This window comes from Arthrobacter stackebrandtii, from assembly GCF_017876675.1.
Taxonomy (GTDB): Bacteria; Actinomycetota; Actinomycetes; order Actinomycetales; family Micrococcaceae; genus Specibacter; species Specibacter stackebrandtii.
Window position 1 is genome coordinate 4,232,008 of sequence record NZ_JAGIOI010000001.1, and the last position, 18,113, is coordinate 4,250,120.

Below are 18,113 nucleotides of genomic sequence, written 5' to 3' on the forward strand. Positions count from 1 at the left end.
GGGCGAAAGATGAAAAGCTGGTCCCATGTCTTCAACCACGCCCGCAGGCGCCACCTCCCCCTCATCGGCCAACTACACCGAAAAGCTGTGGCCCAACTTCTGGGGCTGGGTCATTGTTGTTGGCCTGTCCGCCGCGGGCATCCTGATCTTCATCCCGATCAGCCCCATGGCCGGCTACGTGGCGTTCGCGGTCCTGTTGGCGGGCATGTCCACCATCCTCATCGCCTCAACCCCCACGATCGCGGTCACCCCGGAGACCCTGCGCGTGGGCCGGGCCCAGATCGAACGTGAATTTGTGGGCGAGGTGACGATTTACCGCGGCGACGCCGCCACCGAGCAGCGCGGCATCAAGCTCAACGGTCTCGCATACTTGTGCATCCGCGGCTGGATCAAGCCCGTGGTCAAGATTGAAATCACCGACCCCAACGACCGCACACCCTACTGGCTGACGTCCACGCGCCATCCCGAGTACCTGGCTGCTGCCCTCGGCGCCACAGCGCGCAGCGGCAGCGCCGAAGCCTAGCCGGCCCGCCCGTCCGGCACGGTGTTGATCCAGGCCCATGCGGCCTGGATCCGCCGGTGTGCCGGGCGGATTTCAGCCCCGGCAGCCTCCGGGGTTCAGCCTTCGCAGTCCCGGCAAAACATCAGCCCGCCCTTTTCACGCGCAAGCTGCGAACGGTGCCGCACCAGGAAGCAGGAGCCGCAGGTAAATTCGTCGGCCTGCTGGGCGAGGATCTCCACCTCAAGCTCTTCGGGTGCCGGCTCCGCGCCCGGCAGTTCGAACAGCTCCGCCAATTCCGTCTCGGACAGGTCCACCACGGCGTCCCTGATGCTCCCGGCGGCGCCGGGTTTGCGGGCAGCCCCGCCGCGGTTGATGCGCTGCGCCGCACGCGGCTGCTGGTAGCCAGTGGTCATGGTCGCCCCCTTGAAAAATATGCTGCGGTTTACTCTTTTGCCGCGGCAAACAGTAAACACCCCCTACACCCTAGAACGGAAACCGCCGCACCTGGGGCCCGGCCCGCAGCACGTTCGCAAAAGGCTTAAGAGCCGCCGGCCCCACCCTCCACAGGCGCCGCCAAGATAAGGCGCATCGGGCGGCCCGCCCAGGCTCCACGGCCAACCGTTCCCCGGCTGGCACGCAGGTGTCCCGGACGCTGCCAACCACGCGCGGTGCTCCACAAGTGCCCCAAAACACACCCGAACGGCCTCCGGCGCCCTGAAATGCCGCAATTTCAAAGCCATCTCACGCCACGCCTGCCGCGGTAGTAGGAAAAGCCGTGCATCGGTGGCAAAGTTTCGAAGGGAACTACAATGACTTTTTGGGAGGACGGCATGGCTGAGCTTCGGCTGGTGGGTGTCCACGACGACGGCGGTCACCTGCTGCTCAGTGGGCCCAACGGGGACAACTACCTGCTTCCCCTGGACGAAGCCCTGCGCTCAGCTGTGGGCAAGGGCCAGAACCGCACCGCCCGGGCACCATCACAGGCGGCTGCCCGGATGTCGCCGCGTGAAATCCAATCCATGATCCGTGCCGGCTCCACCGCCGCTGACGTGGCAGAGGCATCCGGACACTCGATTGACCAGATCCGCCGCTACGAGGGCCCCGTGCTGGCCGAACGCGACTACATTGCCAATCAGGCACGCACGGTGGAAGTTGCCGCGGCCGCACCCCACAACGACGTCTACCGCGCGGCGTTCGGGGACGAAGCCATCCCGCTCGAAGCCATGGTCCGCCACCGCCTGGCGGCCTTCGGCATCGACCCCAAGTCCCTGCGCTGGGACGCCTGGCGTGAAGGTGCCGGCGCGTGGACCATTGCCGCCGACTTTGAACCCGGCACGGAGTGGGCCGCCAACAGCATCGGCGAACCCGCCCCTGCGCTGTGGCATTTCCACTCCGGCCGCAAGTCACTGCAAAATGCCAACCGCTGGGCGCAGCAGCTCAGCGAGCTTGAACCGCTTGACAGCCCCGTCCCGGAACGCCGGCTCAGCGCCGTGGCCGACCAGCCGTTTGACGTCGAAGCCAATGGCGGGGAGCCCGCCGTCGACCCTGCAGGGGCTCCCGAAGACGACCCGGAATCACCCGACTTCCCCGGGCACGGCCTGCTGGAAATGCTGCGCTCGCGCCGCGGGATGCGGCTGGGCATCGACGAGGACGGCGACGATGAACTGGCCGCCATGCTGGGGAGCCACGTCCCCGGCGCACACCCCCGCGACGAGGAGCTGTACGGCACTCCCGCGCCGGAGCCGGAGGACGGCGGCGGCGAACGGCCGAAGGCGGTGCCGTTCCTCCAGCTGGCACCAACGCTGGAAGACCGCGACGAACCGCCTGCAGAACCGGTGAACAGTGTCTCTGAAGTCAGCACGGAAACCCGTGAGGTGATTGTCTCCGGTGAGCCCGTGACGTTCCTGCGCCCGGCCAGGCCCGTCGCCGCCGCGCCTGGTACCCCCGCGGCAACCGCAGATGCTGCCCCGGCCCCGTCCCACGCCCCCGCCGAGGATGACGGCCCCTCCGACACCGAGGTGGCGGAGCGGCTGGAACGAAAGGCCGCGGCCAAGCCCAAGCGCTCCAGCGTGCCAAGCTGGGATGAAATCGTCTTCGGCACCAAGGGCGATTGACCACAAGGCCACCCAGTGGGTGGCCGAGCAATGCCAATGAGAAGGGCAGCCGGCGCGATGCGCCGGCTGCCCTTCTCATTTACAGCGTGTTGCCCCGCCGCGCGCCCGCAGCCCGCCAACCCTGCCAGGCAGGGTTTGACGGTGCCTAGCGGCGCCTGCCGCCTGCGGGCTTGCCCGTCACGGGAATGCGCAGCAACGGCACCTCGCGCTCGGCCTTGGTGATGGACCCATGCTGGCCCACCACCTCCATGGCCTGGGGGCGCACGCGCCGCATGTCATAGAACGCCACGGATTCGCGGGCCAGCACCAGCACATCGCCGATCCGGCCGCGCACCTCATCACGGACCTCGCCGAAGTATCCGGCGTCGACGGCCTGGTCCCGGGTGAGGACCCACGCCAGCTTGCCATAGCGTTCCAGCCAGGCGGACATCAGTGCGTCCCGGCCCGCCGCCGTGGCGCCGTCGTCCAGGTAGAGGTGCACCATGCGCGGCTCCCCCGCCGTGTGCCGGACCCCGGCCACCAGCTCGGGGTGCTGGGAATAGTCCACGCGCGCGGAACGCGGCACATCCACCATGCCGTGGTCTGCCGTGAGCAGGATCAGCGTGTTGGCGGGCGCCGTGGCGGCCAGCCGCTTCATGCCGGCGTCGAGCTCTTCCAGGGCCCGTTCCCACTGAGGCGAGTCGGCGCCGTGCGAATGCCCGGCCTTGTCCAGCTCGCTCCAGTACAGGTACACGAGTGCCTTGGGCGTGGCCGCCAGTGCCTCCGCCGCCGCCTCCACACGGGCATGCGACGAGGTGGCCCCGCGGAACTCGCTGCCGCGCAGGGCCGCACGCGTCATGGGCGAGTCGGCAAACTTGGGCAGGCTCACGGTGGTGGTCGGCACGGAGCCGGCGAGCTGCTCAAAGATGGTGGGGAACGGCTGCCAGCGCAGCGGGTCCACCCCGCCGTCCCAGTTGCCCAGCAGGTTCACCACCTTGTCCTGGCCGGGGTCCAGGACGTCGTAGCCGACCATTCCGTGCTGTCCCGGCACCTGCCCGGTCCCGAGAGAGCTGAGCGAAGTGGCCGTGGTGCTGGGGAAGGCCGCGTGCAGGGTCCGCGGGTGCGAGCCGCCGGAATCGTCCGCCAGCACGGTGCGCAGAAACGGTGCATGGGCGGCGCGCTTGGCCAGCAGCGACTTGCCCAGGCCGTCCACCAGCACCACGCAGATCCGCGGGGCGGCCGGCAGGCCCAGCACATTCCGGCTGCCGGCGTGGCCCAGTACGGCCGCCGCACTGCTCAGCAGGTCGCCAATGGAGGCTTTCCCGTACGACGGCGGCCGGGGCAGCTCGGGCTGCCCCGCCAGCAGGGCACCGGCTGCTTCGGAGACGCCGACGGCGTTAGCGGCGGTAATGGGAGCGGCCCAACCGTGCACCAAACGCGGGGAAGCGGCTGCCGCCGGTTTCACCGTGGCCGGTGGTGCCGGCCGCGGTGTTCACGGCCCGCAGTGCCCGGGCAAACGCCTTGGCGTCGGCCACGGCCTGGAGGCCCTCGGCCTCGGCGCTGATGCGCAGCACAATGTCTTCCTGCGCAATGGTTCCGGTGTAGCCGTGGTCGGCGTCGCAGCCGGGATCCCCGCACGACGCCGGGCCCAGGTCCACCCGCTGTCCGCCAGACCACGCGATCGACAGGGTCAGTTCGCGCGCCGGGTCCGAGGGCTTGTAGTCCTGCGGCTGGGCGTAAATGTAGCTGAGCACCACCGACTGGATCTGGCTGACCGGCACCGACTCCGTGGACACCTGCGCCACCATCTGCTCGCCGTCCTCATCCAGCTGGTGGTCGTCCACGTGCGTGATCACCAGCATGTCGGTGGTCAACACCAGCACGGTGATGTGCCGGTGGACCTCGTTGCGGTCAAAGTGGGTTTCCAGGTGGACAAGGTGTGAGAGGCTCGCCTGCCCGTCGAGCGCATCATTGACGACGTCTGCGACAAGCCGGGGGTAAAATCCAGAGCGCTGGAGTGCTGCTTCCAAGTCGCTGCCTCTCGTGTTGGCCGGGGCGCCGGCTCCGAAGCTGTTCATGTCCTTCATTTTCGCACCTTGCCGGCGGCGAAAGCGAACTGGGCGGCGGGCCCTCCCCGCCCCGGCCGGGCGCACCTCCCGCCCAAAGCACGACGGCGGCAGGTTACCCTGGCCGGCAAAAGGCGGCTTCCCGCCGTCGTACTGGGGCGGCGGGCTCAGGAGTTCAGGGCCCGCCGGGCACTGTCGGTGCGCTGGGCGGGGTTGCCGATGCGCAGGTCGACGGCGAGCACCGTCACCTTGGTGGGCCCGGCCAGGACCGGCTTGAACTCGAGAAACGCCACTTCCGGGTGTTCGTCCTTGAGCATGGCCACCCGGGCGGCGAGGTCCTCCAGCGCGGCGACGTTCACGGCGGGCAGCCCCTCGTAGCCAAAGAGCTTGCGGGCGGCCCGTGGCGAGCGCACCAGCTCGGCCGTGTCCTGCACCGACAGCGGCGGCACCCGGTGGGCCCAGTCGTCGAGCAGGCTCACCGCGTCCCCTGACATGCCGAAGGACACCACGGGGCCCAGCAGCGGATCCTCGATGGCGCGCAGGGTGCACGACTGCCCCACCTCGGCCATGCTCTGCACCTCCAGCGCCTTCTCCCCGTAGGGCTGGAGGAACTTGCGCATCTGCCCGATGTTGCGCCGCAGCGACTGCTCATTTTCAATGTTGATCCGCACCCCGCCCAGGTCCAGGCGGTGGCGCAGGGACGGGTCAAGGGTCTTGATGGCCACGGGCCAGCCCAGCCGTTCCGCCGCGGCGACGGCCTCGTCGTCGCTGCCAAAGGGCACCGACTCGAGGATCGAGATGCCGTAGTGGCCCAGCAGTTCGGCGGCCTGCGCCGGATCCAGGGTCTGCAGCCCGTCGCCGGACACCCCTTCCAGCCAGCCGTCCAGCAGCTCCTGCGCTGCTTCCGGGTCAACGCCCTCCGGCGGATCGAACAAGGGCGTCTCCGAGGTGCGCCACTTCGCGTACCGGGCCACGGCGGCCAGTGCCGCAATCGCCGCGCCGGGGCTGGAATACGCCGGCAGCGTCCCGGCCATTTGCCGGTTGACGTGGATTCGGGCGTCCACAATGCCGGTGAAAACCCCGATCACCGGCTTGCCCGATTCCTCCGAGCACTCCTGCAATGTGCGTGCAATCGTGTCAATGGTCAGACCGATGACAGGCAGCAGCGTCACGATCGCCGAATCCGCGCCCTCGCGCGCCAGCGCCCCCAGCACGGTGCGCCTGAGCAGCGGCAGCGCACGGGACTGGCCAGTGTCCAGCGACAGCATTGATTCCACGGCGGCAACCTTCAGCCCGTTCTGCTCGGCGGCGTCCGCCACCACCGTCCCCAGCGCGCCCGAGTTGCCGATGATGGCAAGCCCCGGCCCCTGCGGCAGCGGCTGGCCCACCAGGATCTGGGCAACGTCCGAGAGCTCCTCGATGGTGTTGACCCGCACGACGCCGGACTGCCGGAGCATGGCGTCCAACGCACCCGCGGGGGCCTGGGTGGTGCGCACAACATGGCCGGGCGGCAGGTGCAGGCCCATGGCGTCGGACTTGGCCACGATGACCGGCTTGGTGCGCGAGAGCCGCCGGGAGATCCTGGAGAACTTGCGCGGGTTGCCGATGGATTCCAGGTAGAGCCCGCACGCGGTGGTGTTGGGGTCGTCCTCCCAAAACTGCATCATGTCGTTGCCGGAGATGTCCGCCCGGTTCCCGGCCGAGAGCACGCTGGACATGCCCACGCTGCGCCGCGACATCGAGGCGAACAGGGATACGCCCAAGGCCGCTGACTGGCTGAAGATGCCCAGGCCGCCGCGCAGCGGCAGCTCCGGCGCCATCGAGGCGTTCAGCGAGACGGCCGGATCCGTGTTGGCCAGGCCCAGCGAGGCCGGGCCCACCAGCCGCATGCCGTTCGCCCTGGCGCTGCGCACCAGGGCGCGCTGCCTTGCCAAGCCGTGTTCGCCGTCGTCCGCAAAACCGGCCGTGGCGATCACGAGCCCCTTCACTCCCGCCGCGCCGCACTGCTCCACCACGGAGGGGACCTGGTCGTAGGGGACGGCAATGACGGCCAGGTCCACGGGGCCCGGAACCTCGGCGATGGAGCCGTAGGGCATCATGCCGGAGACCTCCAGCGCCTCCTGGTTGACGGCATGGACGGCACCCGTGAAGCCGCCCTCCACAATGTGCTCCAGCAGCTGCTGGCCGATGCTCCCCCACGCCCGGCTCGCGCCGATGACGGCCACCGAGGCCGGGGCCAGGAGCCCGGCCACGCTGCGGGCGTCCGCGCGGTGCTCACGGGCTTCCATGACGGCGCGTGACTTTTCCGTGGGGTCGATGTCGAAGGAGAGGGAGATGACGCCGTCGTCAAACCGCCGGTGGACCTCGTAGCCGGCCTCCGTGAACACCTGCATCATCTTGCGGTTTTCCGGCAGGACCTCGGCGGAAAATTTGTCGATCCCGTTTTCCCGGGCCGCGACGGCCAGGTGCTCCAGCAGGATCGAGCCCAGCCCGCGGCCCTGGTTGGCGTCGGAGACGTTGAAGGCGACCTCGGCCTCGGCGGGGTCGTCGAGGCGGTCGTAGCGGCCGATCCCGATGATCTCCCGGCCGTGGGTTATGACAAATGCGACGCGGTCGCGATAATCGAGTTCGGTGAAGCGGCGCAATTCCTTCGGCGTGAGCTTCGACTTGTACGTAAAGAAGCGCATGTAGATGGAATTTTGGGACTGGGCCATGTGAAAGGCCTGCACGGCGTCCGCATCGGCGGCGGTCATGGGGCGCAAATGGCCCGTGGCCCCGTCACGAAGGACCACATCGGCTTCCCAATGAGCCGGATATTCGGGCGCTTGCTCTGGCTTCACCATAGAATCACTGTACCGACATGATGCGACAAAGACGCGCATGCCGCCGTCGCAACACCCCCATGAAGAATAGGAACCACCGCAACCATGGCCAAGCGCCAACCGACTGCCCCAGAAGACTTCACCGAAAACATCGTTGACATTGACGTGTCCACGGAGATGGAGGGCTCCTTCCTGGAGTACGCCTACTCGGTGATCTACTCGCGCGCCCTGCCCGACGCGCGTGACGGGCTCAAGCCGGTGCAGCGGCGCATCCTGTACATGATGAGCGAGATGGGGCTGCGGCCAGAGCGCGGCCACGTGAAGAGTGCGCGCGTGGTGGGCGAGGTCATGGGAAAGCTCCACCCGCACGGCGACACCGCCATCTACGACACCATGGTCCGCATGGCCCAGGACTGGACGCTGCGCCTGCCGCTCATTGACGGGCACGGCAACTTTGGCTCGCTCGACGACGGTCCCGCCGCCCCCCGCTACACTGAGGCCCGGCTGGCTGCGCCCGCGCTCGAGCTGACGGGCAGCCTGGATGAAAATGTTGTGGACTTTGTGCCCAACTATGACAACCAGATGCTGCAGCCTTCCGTGCTGCCGGCCGCCTACCCGAACCTGCTGGTCAACGGTGCGAGCGGCATCGCCGTCGGCATGGCCACCAACATGGCCCCGCACAACCTGGGCGAGGTCATTGCCGCCGCCCAGCACCTCATCGCCAACCCGGACGCCACGCTCGAGGACATCATGGCGTACGTCCCCGGCCCCGACCTGCCCTCGGGTGGACGGATAGTTGGCTTGTCTGGCATCCGCGACGCCTACGCCGGAGGCAGGGGCTCCTTCAAGACCCGGGCCAAGATCGCCGTCGAGCAGATCTCCCCCCGCAAGGTGGGCCTGGTGGTCACCGAGCTGCCGTACCTGGTGGGGCCGGAGAAGGTGAAGGAGAAGCTCAAGGACGCCGTCAACAACAAGAAGCTGGTGGGCATCGCCGACTTCATCGACCTCTCCGACCGCAAGCACGGGCTGCGCCTGGTCATTGAGATCAAAAACGGCTTCAACCCCGCCGCCGTCATGGAACAGCTGTACCGGTACACGCCGCTGGAGGAGTCCTTTGGCATCAACAACGTGTGCCTGGTGGACGGCCAGCCGCAGACCTTGGGCCTGCTGCCGCTGCTGCAGGTTTTCGTGGACCACCGCATCGACGTGGTTCGGCGCCGCACCGCGTTCCGACTGGGCAAGAAGCAGGACCGCCTGCACCTGGTCGAGGGCATGCTGATCGCCATCCTGGACATCGACGAGGTCATCCAGATCATCCGCACCTCGGATGAGGTGGCGGCCGCCCGCCAACGGCTCATGACCATCTACGACCTCTCCGAAATCCAGGCCAACTACATCCTGGACCTGCAGCTGCGCCGCCTGACCCGCTTCTCCATGGTGGAGCTGGAAACTGAGCGGGACGAGCTCCGCCGCGAGATTGCCGCACTCGAGGCGATCCTGGCGTCCAAGGAGCTGCTGCACCAGCTGGTCTCCGACGAGATGGGCGAGGTTGCCGCCAAGTACGCCACCCCGCGCCGCACCGTGCTGCTGGAATCCGAGGCCATGGCCCCGTCTGTGGCGAAGGCGCTGGCTGCCGCCCCCGGCAAGGCCGGAAAGCTCGCGCCCATCGCGCTGGAAATCGCCGACGACCCGTGCTGGGTGCTGCTCAGCGCCACCGGCCAGATTGCCCGCACATCCACGGCGGACCCCCTCGCGGACCCCGGCACCCGCAGCAAGCACGATGTCTTCACCTCCGTGCTCAAGTCCACAGCACGGGCCGAGATCGGCGCCCTGACGTCCCTGGGACGGATGCTGCGCCTGCAGGTCGTTGACATGCCCGTGCTGCCGCCCACGGCGTCCCTGCCCAACCTGGCCGGAGGCGTGCCGGCCAAGGACTTCATTACGCTGGCCAAGGGCGAGTCGCTCGTGGGCTTCGTGCCGCTGAACGCCGTCTTTGCCGTGGGCACCGCCGCAGGCGTCGTCAAGCGGGTCACCCCCGACTATCCGCTGAACCGGGATGACTGGGAGTACATCGCCCTCAAGCCCAAGGACTACGTGGTCGGCGCTGCGGTTGCCGCGGACGACGACGACCTCGTCTTCATCACCAAGGGCGCCCAGCTGCTTCGGTACAGTGCCGCGACAGTCCGCCCCCAGGGCCGCACGGCGGGCGGCATGGCCGGCATCAAGCTCTCGGCCGGGGACGCCGTGATTTCCTTCACCGCTGCCTCCCCCAATGACCCCGACGCCGTCGTCGTGACGGTTTCCGGCGGCCAGGACCCGCTGCCGGGGACGCCGTCGGGCTCCGCCAAGGTGACGGCATTCTCTGAGTATCCCGCCAAGGGCCGCGCCACCGGCGGTGTCCGGGCGCACCGCTTCCTGAAGGGCGAGGACCACCTCCTCACCGCCTGGGCGGGCCATGGTCCGGCCAAGGCGTCGTCCGCCACCGGCGTGGTGCGGGCGCTCCCCGTCGAGCACGGCCACCGCGACGGCTCCGGCGTTCCACTGTCGGCGGGCATCGACCTGCTGGGCCCCAGCCTGGCTGCCCCGGCCAGTCACGCGCCCGACGCCGGCCTGCCCCCTGCCGCTGCCCCGGCAGCTTCCGCAGGAGGGGGCAAGGAGACGGCCCCAGTGGGCACAAGAACTGAAGGCGGTACCAAGGCCGCACCAGCCAGGACGGCACCGCCGGCTCCTGCCAGGGCGCCCCAGGCGGCACCGGCACGCGAGCCCCTGCCGGACCTCGACCCCACGCAGGGTGCCTTTGAACTTCCCCTCGAGTAGCCCGCCGCTCCCAATGCGGCGGCGGTGTTGGGTTCCTGGTTCAGGGGCCTCGTGGCGGAATCGGCCGCTTTTCCGTGGCGCCGAGACCGCTGGCGTTGGCGGGAAGGTTCGGGCGGGTGCGGACGATGGCGAAACCACTGATAGTAGATTTGTTCTAGAAACTATTGTGCGGTTCGAACGTGCAGGGTAAAATGGGTGCATGAGCATTCCGGAGCAGTTCCCGGAGGACCGGGGCGATGACGCACCAGCCACACCGCGGGGTGTGGCTGGGCTTCTGGCCGGGATTGCCCTTCCTGTTGTTGAGCCCTTTGGTGCCGGCAGTGCTGCCCTGGCTGGGTTGCCCGACTATCCGCCGGTTTCGGCCGTGGGGCCGGAACCGCCCTCGCGGAACGGGGTCGCGTACGGCGTGCATTGTGCCGGGATTGACGCCCTGGAGGAGTTGCGGGCCCACCAGGGGAAGGTGGATGCGTTCCGGGTCCGGCTCATCGCGCGGGTGCACGGGGCGGCCGAGGTGGAATGGCGGGCGGCGAAGCTGGACAGCTTCCAGCGCCGCGTGAGCGGCGCGTCGATCGTGACGGAACTGGCCATGGCCCTGTGCATTCCCGAACGGACCGCCGCATCCCTGGACCAGAACGCCTGCACCCTCGTGGAGGAGTACCCGTCCGTGCTCGCCGGCATGGAGGCCGGCACGTTCGCCTACGGGCACGCGGCCGTCATGCTCAACGAATGCCGCACCCTGGAAGTCACCGCCGGTGTCACCCCGGAGCTGGTTGCCGCGTTCCTGGCGAAACTGCTCAAGCTCGTGATCGGAACCACGGTGGCCTCCTTCAAGGGCAAGGCCCGCCGCGCCCGTGAACGCATGTGCCCGGAATCCCTGGAGACCCGCACCAAGGAAGCCTGGGCGCGCCGGTCCGTGAGCTGCGAACCCGGACCCGACGGCATGTCCTGGCTCACCCTGTACCTGCCCACCCTCAGCGCCACCGCGATCTACACCTACTGCACCCGCCTGGCCCGCGCCATCAAATACGACGCCGCCACCAGCGACCGCCTGAACAAGGCCCGGCATCCGGGCACCACCGAAGACCTGCGCGAACACCGCACCCTGGACCAGCTCCGCGCGGACATCGCCACCCTCCTGCTCCTGCACCAAGACCCCACCCATCCCGCAGACAACACCGGCAACCCCGCCGACAACACCACCGCCGCCCAGGGTGCAGGCGAACCCGGCAACCCCGCCCACGGCGCCCCGGATTCGGGTCCGAACCGTGACGGCGCCAGCGCCGGTGAGGGTGGGGACACCGGGTGGAAGGGCTTCGGCCCTGACGCGGGTTCGCAGCCCGCCGAGGATGACTCCGGCGGCTGGGCCTGGCCCACCACCCCGGACACGGGCCCAAACCGTGGCGGCAGCCGACCGGGCAGTGGCAGTGCCGCCGGCAACGGTGACACACGACCCCCGGGCGGCGGCACCCCTGCACCCTCCGACCACGGCGATACGCTTTCCGCCACCGCCAGTGGCAGTGGTGGTGGTGGTGATGGTGGTGGTGGTGTGGATGATGAGCCGCCCTGGGCGCACCACGACCCTGCCACAGCCCCGGCGAACCCACCTGGCAACCCGCAGGACCCTGATGTCCGGGACGGTTGCCGCCCGGACGGCCGCGGGCCGGCACTGCAGGACACCCCGCCCGACACCCCGCACACCCCGGATATCCCTGCCGTTGCCGGTGCCCATGACGATTCCGGCTCCGACGTGCTGGAGGGCATCATCCTGCCCGAGGGCGTCTCGTTCATGACCGGCCAGGACTTCATGGACGAAGTCGTCGGAGACGGCAGCGGCTACACCCCCAACGGACTCGTTGACGGAATCACCGAAGAAGAGCCGTGGCAGGAATACCGGGAGCAGCTCGAACGCCTCCAACACGGCAAAACCATGACCGACCCGCCCGCACCCCAGGGCCTGTTCATCCTCACCGTGCCCATCCTGTCCCTGTTCGGACTCACCAACGAACCCGCCGAGATCGCCGGCCCCCAAGGCGGGCTGCTGCCGGCCAGCATCGCCCGGGAACTCACCGCCCGCGCCCCCTCGCTCCTGCGCATTCTCAACGACCCCGTCACCGGCGACGCACTGCCGCTGCACCCGCAACGCTACACACTAAACAAAACCGAGAAAGCAGCCCTCCGGGCCCTCCGCAGCGGCTGCTACGTACCCAACTGCACCAACCCAGTCATGGAAACCGACCTCGACCACCTGCGCGCCTTCGAATTCGGCGGCGCCTCCACCATCGCCAACCTCGCCCCCGCCTGCGAAACCCACCACCGCATGCGCCACCTCAAGGACGACAAAAACAAAAACGGCCAACGCCGCACCATCAACGAACCCGAACGCCAACACATCACCCTGCGCGGCTGGACACCCCAACCAACCCCCGACGGCCGCGTCGGCTGGATCACCCCCACCGGCCGCTACCAACCACCCACACCCACCGACCCCACCCGCCCCGAATACCCCCAATGGCTCCAACACCTCATCACCGAAACCACCACAACCCAACGCAAATAACACCCCACAACGCTCAACACCAAGGCCGCTAGATCACGTGCAGTGCACCGGCAGGCGGATCCCGGGACCGGGCTCAACGACCGGCCGAACCACCCATTCGACGCAAAACACAACCTTGGGACGACCCGGCATAGACTGGCCCCATGGCTATCATTCCTGATGAAAAAGACTGGACATGGGTGCTTGAACGACCCTGCCCTGAATGTGGATTCCGTGCCGGCAAGGCTACTCCGGCAACGGTCGCGACCACCATTCCCGCACTCCTTCCGCGCTGGGTGTCGGCACTGCGCCGGGCTGGCGCAGAGGAGCGCAGCAACCCAGACATCTGGTCAGTGCTCGAATACGGCGCGCATGTCAGGGACGTCTTTGAAGTCTTCTGTGCACGGCTGGAACTTATGCTCCGCGAAGACAACCCCACCTTCGAGAACTGGGACCAGGACCAGGCCGCCCTTGACGGCAACTACGGCTCGTTGGATCCAGAGGGAGTTGCGTCCGAACTGGTGGCAAACGGCATGGATGCGGCCGCCGCCTTTGGCGCCGTCGACCCGGAGCTTTGGGACCGGCGGGGGCTGCGCAGCAACGGCGCCGAATTCACCGTCGTGACCCTGGCCGGGTACTTCCTGCACGACGTGGTCCACCACCTGCACGACATCAACGCCTGAACCAACACCGGACCATTGGGCCCGGTCCCCCGCAGCCAGCACACCGCCGCCCGGGCGTGCTGCCGGCCTGGGCGTGCGCCGGCCGGCCAAAATGCAGGCGGGCTAATTCAATCCATGCAGGCTTGGGACATGCTCACAGGGATTTGTCCCACGCGGCGCTGCTGCGGATGGGCTTGTAGCCCATCCCTTCGTACAGTCCCAGCGCACCCGTGGGATTCTCTGTGTCAACGTCCAGGGCGGCATGGTCCAGGCCTGCCGCGGCAAACCGTGCCATGGCGTCCGCCAGCATGGCGGGGGCGATCCCGCGTCCCCGCCACGCACGCCGCACGCCCAGCAGCTCGGTGTACCCTTCAGCACGGCCTGACTCTGCCGCCATGTCCAGGTCGACCGTGGCGATCTGGTAGCCGGCAACCTCACCCGAAGCAGCATCCAGGGCCACCGTGGACAGGTCCCGGCGAAGGTGCTCATGCGCCATTTGAACCGCCCATTGTTCGGGGCTGCGCGGCTCAGAGCCCCAGTGGTCGGCAAACGCCTCGTTGTGGGCCAGCCGTACGGCCTCATTCATGTCCGGCGTGTAGGAAACCACATGGATCCCGGCCGGCAGCGGCACGGCCGGGGCACCTGCCAAGGGCCGGAGCATCTCGGAAAAATACCGCACCACCGAATACCCGGCACCGGCCAACAAGGCAGTGGTGGCGGCATTGTCGGACTCTCCGTAGGCGCGGGCCAGCGGACCGCCTTGCGCATCGGTGGCAAAGCGCTGCAGCACCCGGGCCTCCTGCCACGCCAGGATGGCGGAGCCCACGCCACGGCGGCGCCATTCGGGATCCACACCACCCATGACGTGTGCCTTCTCCCCGTCCGGATTCTTGGACACCCGCCCGAGAGCACGCAGGACACCCGCGGCGTCAAAACCGCCCACCGAATTTTCGGCCACGGGATTTCGCGCATCCTCCACCACCGCCACCAACTCCGAGCGCTGCGTCCGCCACGGGACCTGCTCGGCCGCCTCGATGCGCGCCATCAGCTCCAACCACCCGTCCACATCGGCCGCTGCGAGGGGCCTGAAGTGGAGGCCGCCCGCGACGGGAAATGGAGGCAGTTGCTGATTGTCGGCGGGATGCGTTTGTGTCATCCCACCAGCCTAAGGCCGCGCCGCACCAGCCGCCAGAATTGGCCCGCCGGCAACTTTCCCCAGCGCCAGGTGGGAATCCGCACGGCTGGCGAGTTCGCCGTCGTGCGTCACCAGCACAACAGCGGCACCGGAGAGCGCCTGGCGCAATTCATCCACCAGCTCGCCAGCTTCGTCCTGGCCGAGGTGCGCGGTTGGTTCATCAAGAAGCACGACATCGGCACCCGCCACGAGCGTTCGGGCCACCGACACCCGGGTCCGCTGGCCCCCGGAGAGACTGTGCCCGCCAGGTCCCACCCGCGTGTCCAGGCCCAATGGCAACTCCGCCAGCCAGGGTCCCAGGCCAACGGTTTCCATGGCGGCAACCAGCTCTTCCCCGGTGGGCGGCGTGGCCGCGGGGCGGGCCAATGCGAGGTTGGCGCGCAGGGTCGAGTTGAACAGGTAGGCATCCTGCGGGCACCAGGCGATGCTTGCCAGCGTGGCGGGTGAGGCCGGCTTGTTGTTCAGCAGGTAGCGGCCTTCCTCGGGCGCAAGGAATCCGAGCAGAACCGCGAGCAGCGTCGACTTTCCCGACCCCGAAGGCCCGCTCACGCTCCACCACTGCCCGCGCCGGACGCCGCCGCCAAGACCCTTGAAGACCGGCTCGGCGGCGTTGGGGTATCGGGCCGTGATCTGGTCAATGGCCAGTTCGGCAACCGGATCCGGCTCAACATTCTCGGCGGCCATGACCGTCGCAGGGGCGTCAAGCAGGGGCAGCGTCCGGTTCATGAGGGCTGCCAGCGCCGGCAGCGCGCTGACGGCTTCCATGTACATTCCGAGGGGCTCAGCCAGGGCCAGCATCAGCAGGGCTGCCACGGCGGCCGCGCGCGGATCGACCCCGGCACCCACGGCCACTCCGGCCGCTGCCACGGCGGCGAGTGAGGAAAGCAGCGCCACGAACCCCTGGCCCATGCCGTCGGACCAGGCGAGCCTGCGCAGCGGCTTGGCAACCGCGGCATCGGCGCGGCGGAACCGGGCGGCCTCGTTCCCGCCCACCCCGTTGGCGGCCAGCTGGCCTGCCGCGGCGAACAAGGTGGTGGTGCGCCCGGCGAGCCAAATCCGGTGAATGGCTGCCGCCGCGGAGGCGCGCCGCTGGGTGGCCAGCACCAGGACGGGCAGCACCACCAGGGCCAGCATGCCAAGCACCAGCACCACAACTGCGGCTTCAGGGACCAGCAGGTACACGGTCAGCAGCACCGCCCCATAGGAGATGAGCGCCGACGGGATGGGCACCACCACGCGGGGAACGGCGTCGCGCAGTTCATCGACGTCGGCCACGAGCGTGCCCAGGGCACCACCCGACCGGGTCAGCCTGCCCCAGTGGAGCACCGAGGAACCCAGCGAATCCCAGAGCCTGAGCCGCAGCCCGGCGGCCCAGCGGAATACCGCGTCATGGGTCAGCAGGCGTTCGGAGTAGCGAAGTACTGAGCGGCCGATCCCGAAGGCCCGCACCCCAACAATCAAAGTCAACAGGTACAGGATGGGCGGCTGCGCGGCCGCCCACACAATCAGCCAGCCCGAGATGCCGGACAGAGCCGCCGCACTCAGGGTGGCCAGGGCCGACACCAGCACGCCGGCGGCGAAACGGGGCGAGCGCAGCGGCAACTGCCGCAGGTGGCGCCAGCTGAAACGGGCAGGGTCCGCAGCGGTGGCGGTTGGTGCCGCAGGTTCATCCTCTGCTGCCCGCCCTGGCCGGGGTGCATCCGCCGGGGTGGCAACCCGCGCCTGGGGCAAGGCGCCGGCCGGGGCATGCTGCGCGCCGGCACCGCGGCCGGCCGGGGCATGTTGCGCGCCGGCCGCTGCCGGTACAGCCCCGCCCAGATCCGCAGCCAATTGCGGATCGTGTGTGGCGGCCACAACGGCCACGCTCCCCCGCAGCGCGGCCAGCGATGCGCGAACCGTCCGTGCCGATTCAGGATCGAGGTGGGCTGTCGGTTCGTCGAGCAGCGCCAGTTCCACGGCAGGGTCGACGGCGATGCGGGCAAGTGCGCGGGCCACGGCCACGCGGCGCAGCTCACCAGGGCTGCACTCCACCACCCGGCGCCGGGCCAGATGGGAGCCGTTGACGGCGGCCAGTGCGGCAGCAACCGCATCCGCACCCACACGCAGGGAGGAGGGGCCGGCCGCATACAGGGCGATCTCATCGGCCACCTGCTCCTCCGTGAAGACAGGGTGCTGGGAGACAAACACCAGGCCCTGCTGATTGCGCACTGCCAACTCGCCTTCCACGACGGCGGCGCCGGGACCGGCGGCGGGAAGGATTCCCGCCATGGCAGCCAGGATGGTCGACTTGCCGGTTCCGCTGGGGGTGTCCAGGACCAGCACAGCGCCCGGTGCCAGGCTGGCAGTGAACCCGGAAACGGCTGGTTCGGCGCGTCCGTCATAGCGCACGCTGAGGTTTCGGGTAGTCACAACGGACCCGGACGCCGCAGTCGCGGCAGGCACCTCGGCAACCATGCCGGAAGGAGCGCCAGGCTGGGAGGGGGATCCGCCGTCGAGAATTTCCGTTGCACGGCGCAACGCCTCCACCCCGTCCTCGCTGCCGTGGTGGGCGGCACCGAGGTCGCGCAGCGGCTTGAAGCATTCCGGGGCAAGCATGAGCGCCAGCAGCCCGGCCTCGAGCGGCATTTCCCCGGCCACGAGCCGGACGCCGATGAACACGGCGACCACCGCCACGGATATGGTGCTGATGAGTTCCAGTGCCATCGACGACAGGAACGCGGTGCGCAGCGTGGCCATGGTGGTCTTGCGGTATGCCTCGCACACGTCGGCCAGGGCGCGGCGCTGGGCGGAGGCGCGGCGCAGGCCCACCAGGACCGGCAGCCCGCGGGCCAATTCGAGGAGGTGGTTGGAGAGCCGGTCCAGCCCGTCGGCAGCCTCGGCCACGCGGTCCTGGGTGTGGTGGCCGATCAGGATCATGAACACCGGCACCAGCGGCACTGTCAGGGCGACGATGAGTGCGCTCACCCAGTCGGTGAGCAGGATTTGCAGCCCCACGAGCAGCGGCAGCACGGCCGTGGTCACCAGTGCGGGCAGGTAGCTGGCAAAGTAGTTGTCCAGGCCGTCGAGCCCGCGGCTGGCCAGCATGGCTTCCGCGCCGACGGCGCCGCCTTGCCCGGCGTGGCGCCGGTCCAGGCGGTGCGCCACGAGTTTCGCGCGCAGTTCCTCCTTGGCCCCGAGGGCGGCGCGCCGGGCCAGCACCTGCTGCCCCCACACGGCGGCCGCGAGCAGCACGGCGCCCACACTCCCCTGCACCAGCAGCCGTTCGGCATCCAGCGGGGACCCGGCCGCCCACTGGGCGAGGGCGTAGGCCAGGGCACCAAGGCCCAGGACCAGGCCCGCGGCCTTGAGCGCGGCAAGTCCGCCGAGCCCGGCCAGTGACAGCCGTGTGGCCCGGCCGGGAGGGAGTGTGGGGCGCATGCT

General features: G+C 69.0%; 11 protein-coding genes. 5 read left to right on the forward strand and 6 right to left on the reverse strand.

The features are described from left to right. Nucleotides 1-25: 25 nt before the first annotated feature. On the forward strand, nt 26-523 hold the full coding sequence (locus JOF48_RS18585; protein WP_209683487.1) for a DUF3093 domain-containing protein: 498 nt from the start codon (nt 26-28) through the stop codon (nt 521-523). 95 nt (nt 524-618) lie between these two features. Here JOF48_RS18585 and JOF48_RS18590 read toward each other — a convergent pair whose 3' ends face one another. Further along, nucleotides 619-915 carry a DUF4193 family protein gene (locus JOF48_RS18590; RefSeq protein ID WP_209683490.1) on the reverse strand — a complete coding sequence of 99 codons (297 nt, stop codon included), beginning with the start codon at nt 913-915 and terminating at the stop codon, nt 619-621. Nucleotides 916-1,311: 396 nt separating this feature from the next. On the opposite strand from JOF48_RS18590, the gene sepH reads away from it, so the two are divergent. Beyond that, complete coding sequence (gene sepH, locus JOF48_RS18595; protein ID WP_245346608.1) at nt 1,312-2,616, forward strand: septation protein SepH; 1,305 nt, start codon at nt 1,312-1,314, stop codon at nt 2,614-2,616. 145 nt (nt 2,617-2,761) lie between these two features. Here sepH and JOF48_RS18600 read toward each other — a convergent pair whose 3' ends face one another. The 3 genes from JOF48_RS18600 to JOF48_RS18610 form a co-directional block, all read right to left on the reverse strand. Further along, nucleotides 2,762-3,940, reverse strand: coding sequence for an alkaline phosphatase family protein (locus JOF48_RS18600; RefSeq protein ID WP_209684772.1), 1,179 nt, complete (start codon nt 3,938-3,940; stop codon nt 2,762-2,764). Nucleotides 3,941-3,992: 52 nt separating this feature from the next. Next, nucleotides 3,993-4,682, reverse strand: coding sequence for a DUF5998 family protein (locus JOF48_RS18605; protein ID WP_245346609.1), 690 nt, complete (start codon nt 4,680-4,682; stop codon nt 3,993-3,995). A gap of 146 nt (nt 4,683-4,828) precedes the next feature. Next, entirely contained in the window at nt 4,829-7,504 is a 2,676-nt protein-coding gene (locus JOF48_RS18610; protein ID WP_209683493.1) for a bifunctional acetate--CoA ligase family protein/GNAT family N-acetyltransferase, read from the reverse strand. A gap of 84 nt (nt 7,505-7,588) precedes the next feature. Here JOF48_RS18610 and JOF48_RS18615 point away from each other — a divergent pair, with 84 nt between their 5' ends. The 3 genes from JOF48_RS18615 to JOF48_RS18625 all read left to right on the forward strand — a co-directional run bounded on the left by JOF48_RS18615 (nt 7,589) and on the right by JOF48_RS18625 (nt 13,519). Next, a complete protein-coding gene (locus JOF48_RS18615) occupies nt 7,589-10,300 on the forward strand; it encodes a DNA gyrase/topoisomerase IV subunit A (protein ID WP_209683496.1) in 2,712 nt (903 codons plus the stop codon). Between the two features lie 199 nt (nt 10,301-10,499). Then, nucleotides 10,500-12,857, forward strand: coding sequence for an HNH endonuclease signature motif containing protein (locus JOF48_RS18620; protein WP_209683499.1), 2,358 nt, complete (start codon nt 10,500-10,502; stop codon nt 12,855-12,857). Between the two features lie 143 nt (nt 12,858-13,000). Further along, nucleotides 13,001-13,519: a DinB family protein gene (locus tag JOF48_RS18625; RefSeq protein WP_209683503.1), complete on the forward strand. Its 519-nt coding sequence runs from the start codon at nt 13,001-13,003 to the stop codon at nt 13,517-13,519. 133 nt (nt 13,520-13,652) lie between these two features. Here the strand turns inward: JOF48_RS18625 and JOF48_RS18630 are convergent, their stop codons facing one another. Both JOF48_RS18630 and cydC read right to left on the reverse strand, forming a co-directional pair. After that, on the reverse strand, nt 13,653-14,654 hold the full coding sequence (locus JOF48_RS18630; protein ID WP_209683517.1) for a GNAT family N-acetyltransferase: 1,002 nt from the start codon (nt 14,652-14,654) through the stop codon (nt 13,653-13,655). A gap of 9 nt (nt 14,655-14,663) precedes the next feature. Then, the gene (gene cydC, locus JOF48_RS18635; protein WP_209683535.1) at nt 14,664-18,110 is read right to left on the reverse strand and encodes a thiol reductant ABC exporter subunit CydC; all 3,447 of its coding nucleotides are present in this window, start codon (nt 18,108-18,110) and stop codon (nt 14,664-14,666) included. Nucleotides 18,111-18,113: the final 3 nt, after the last annotated feature.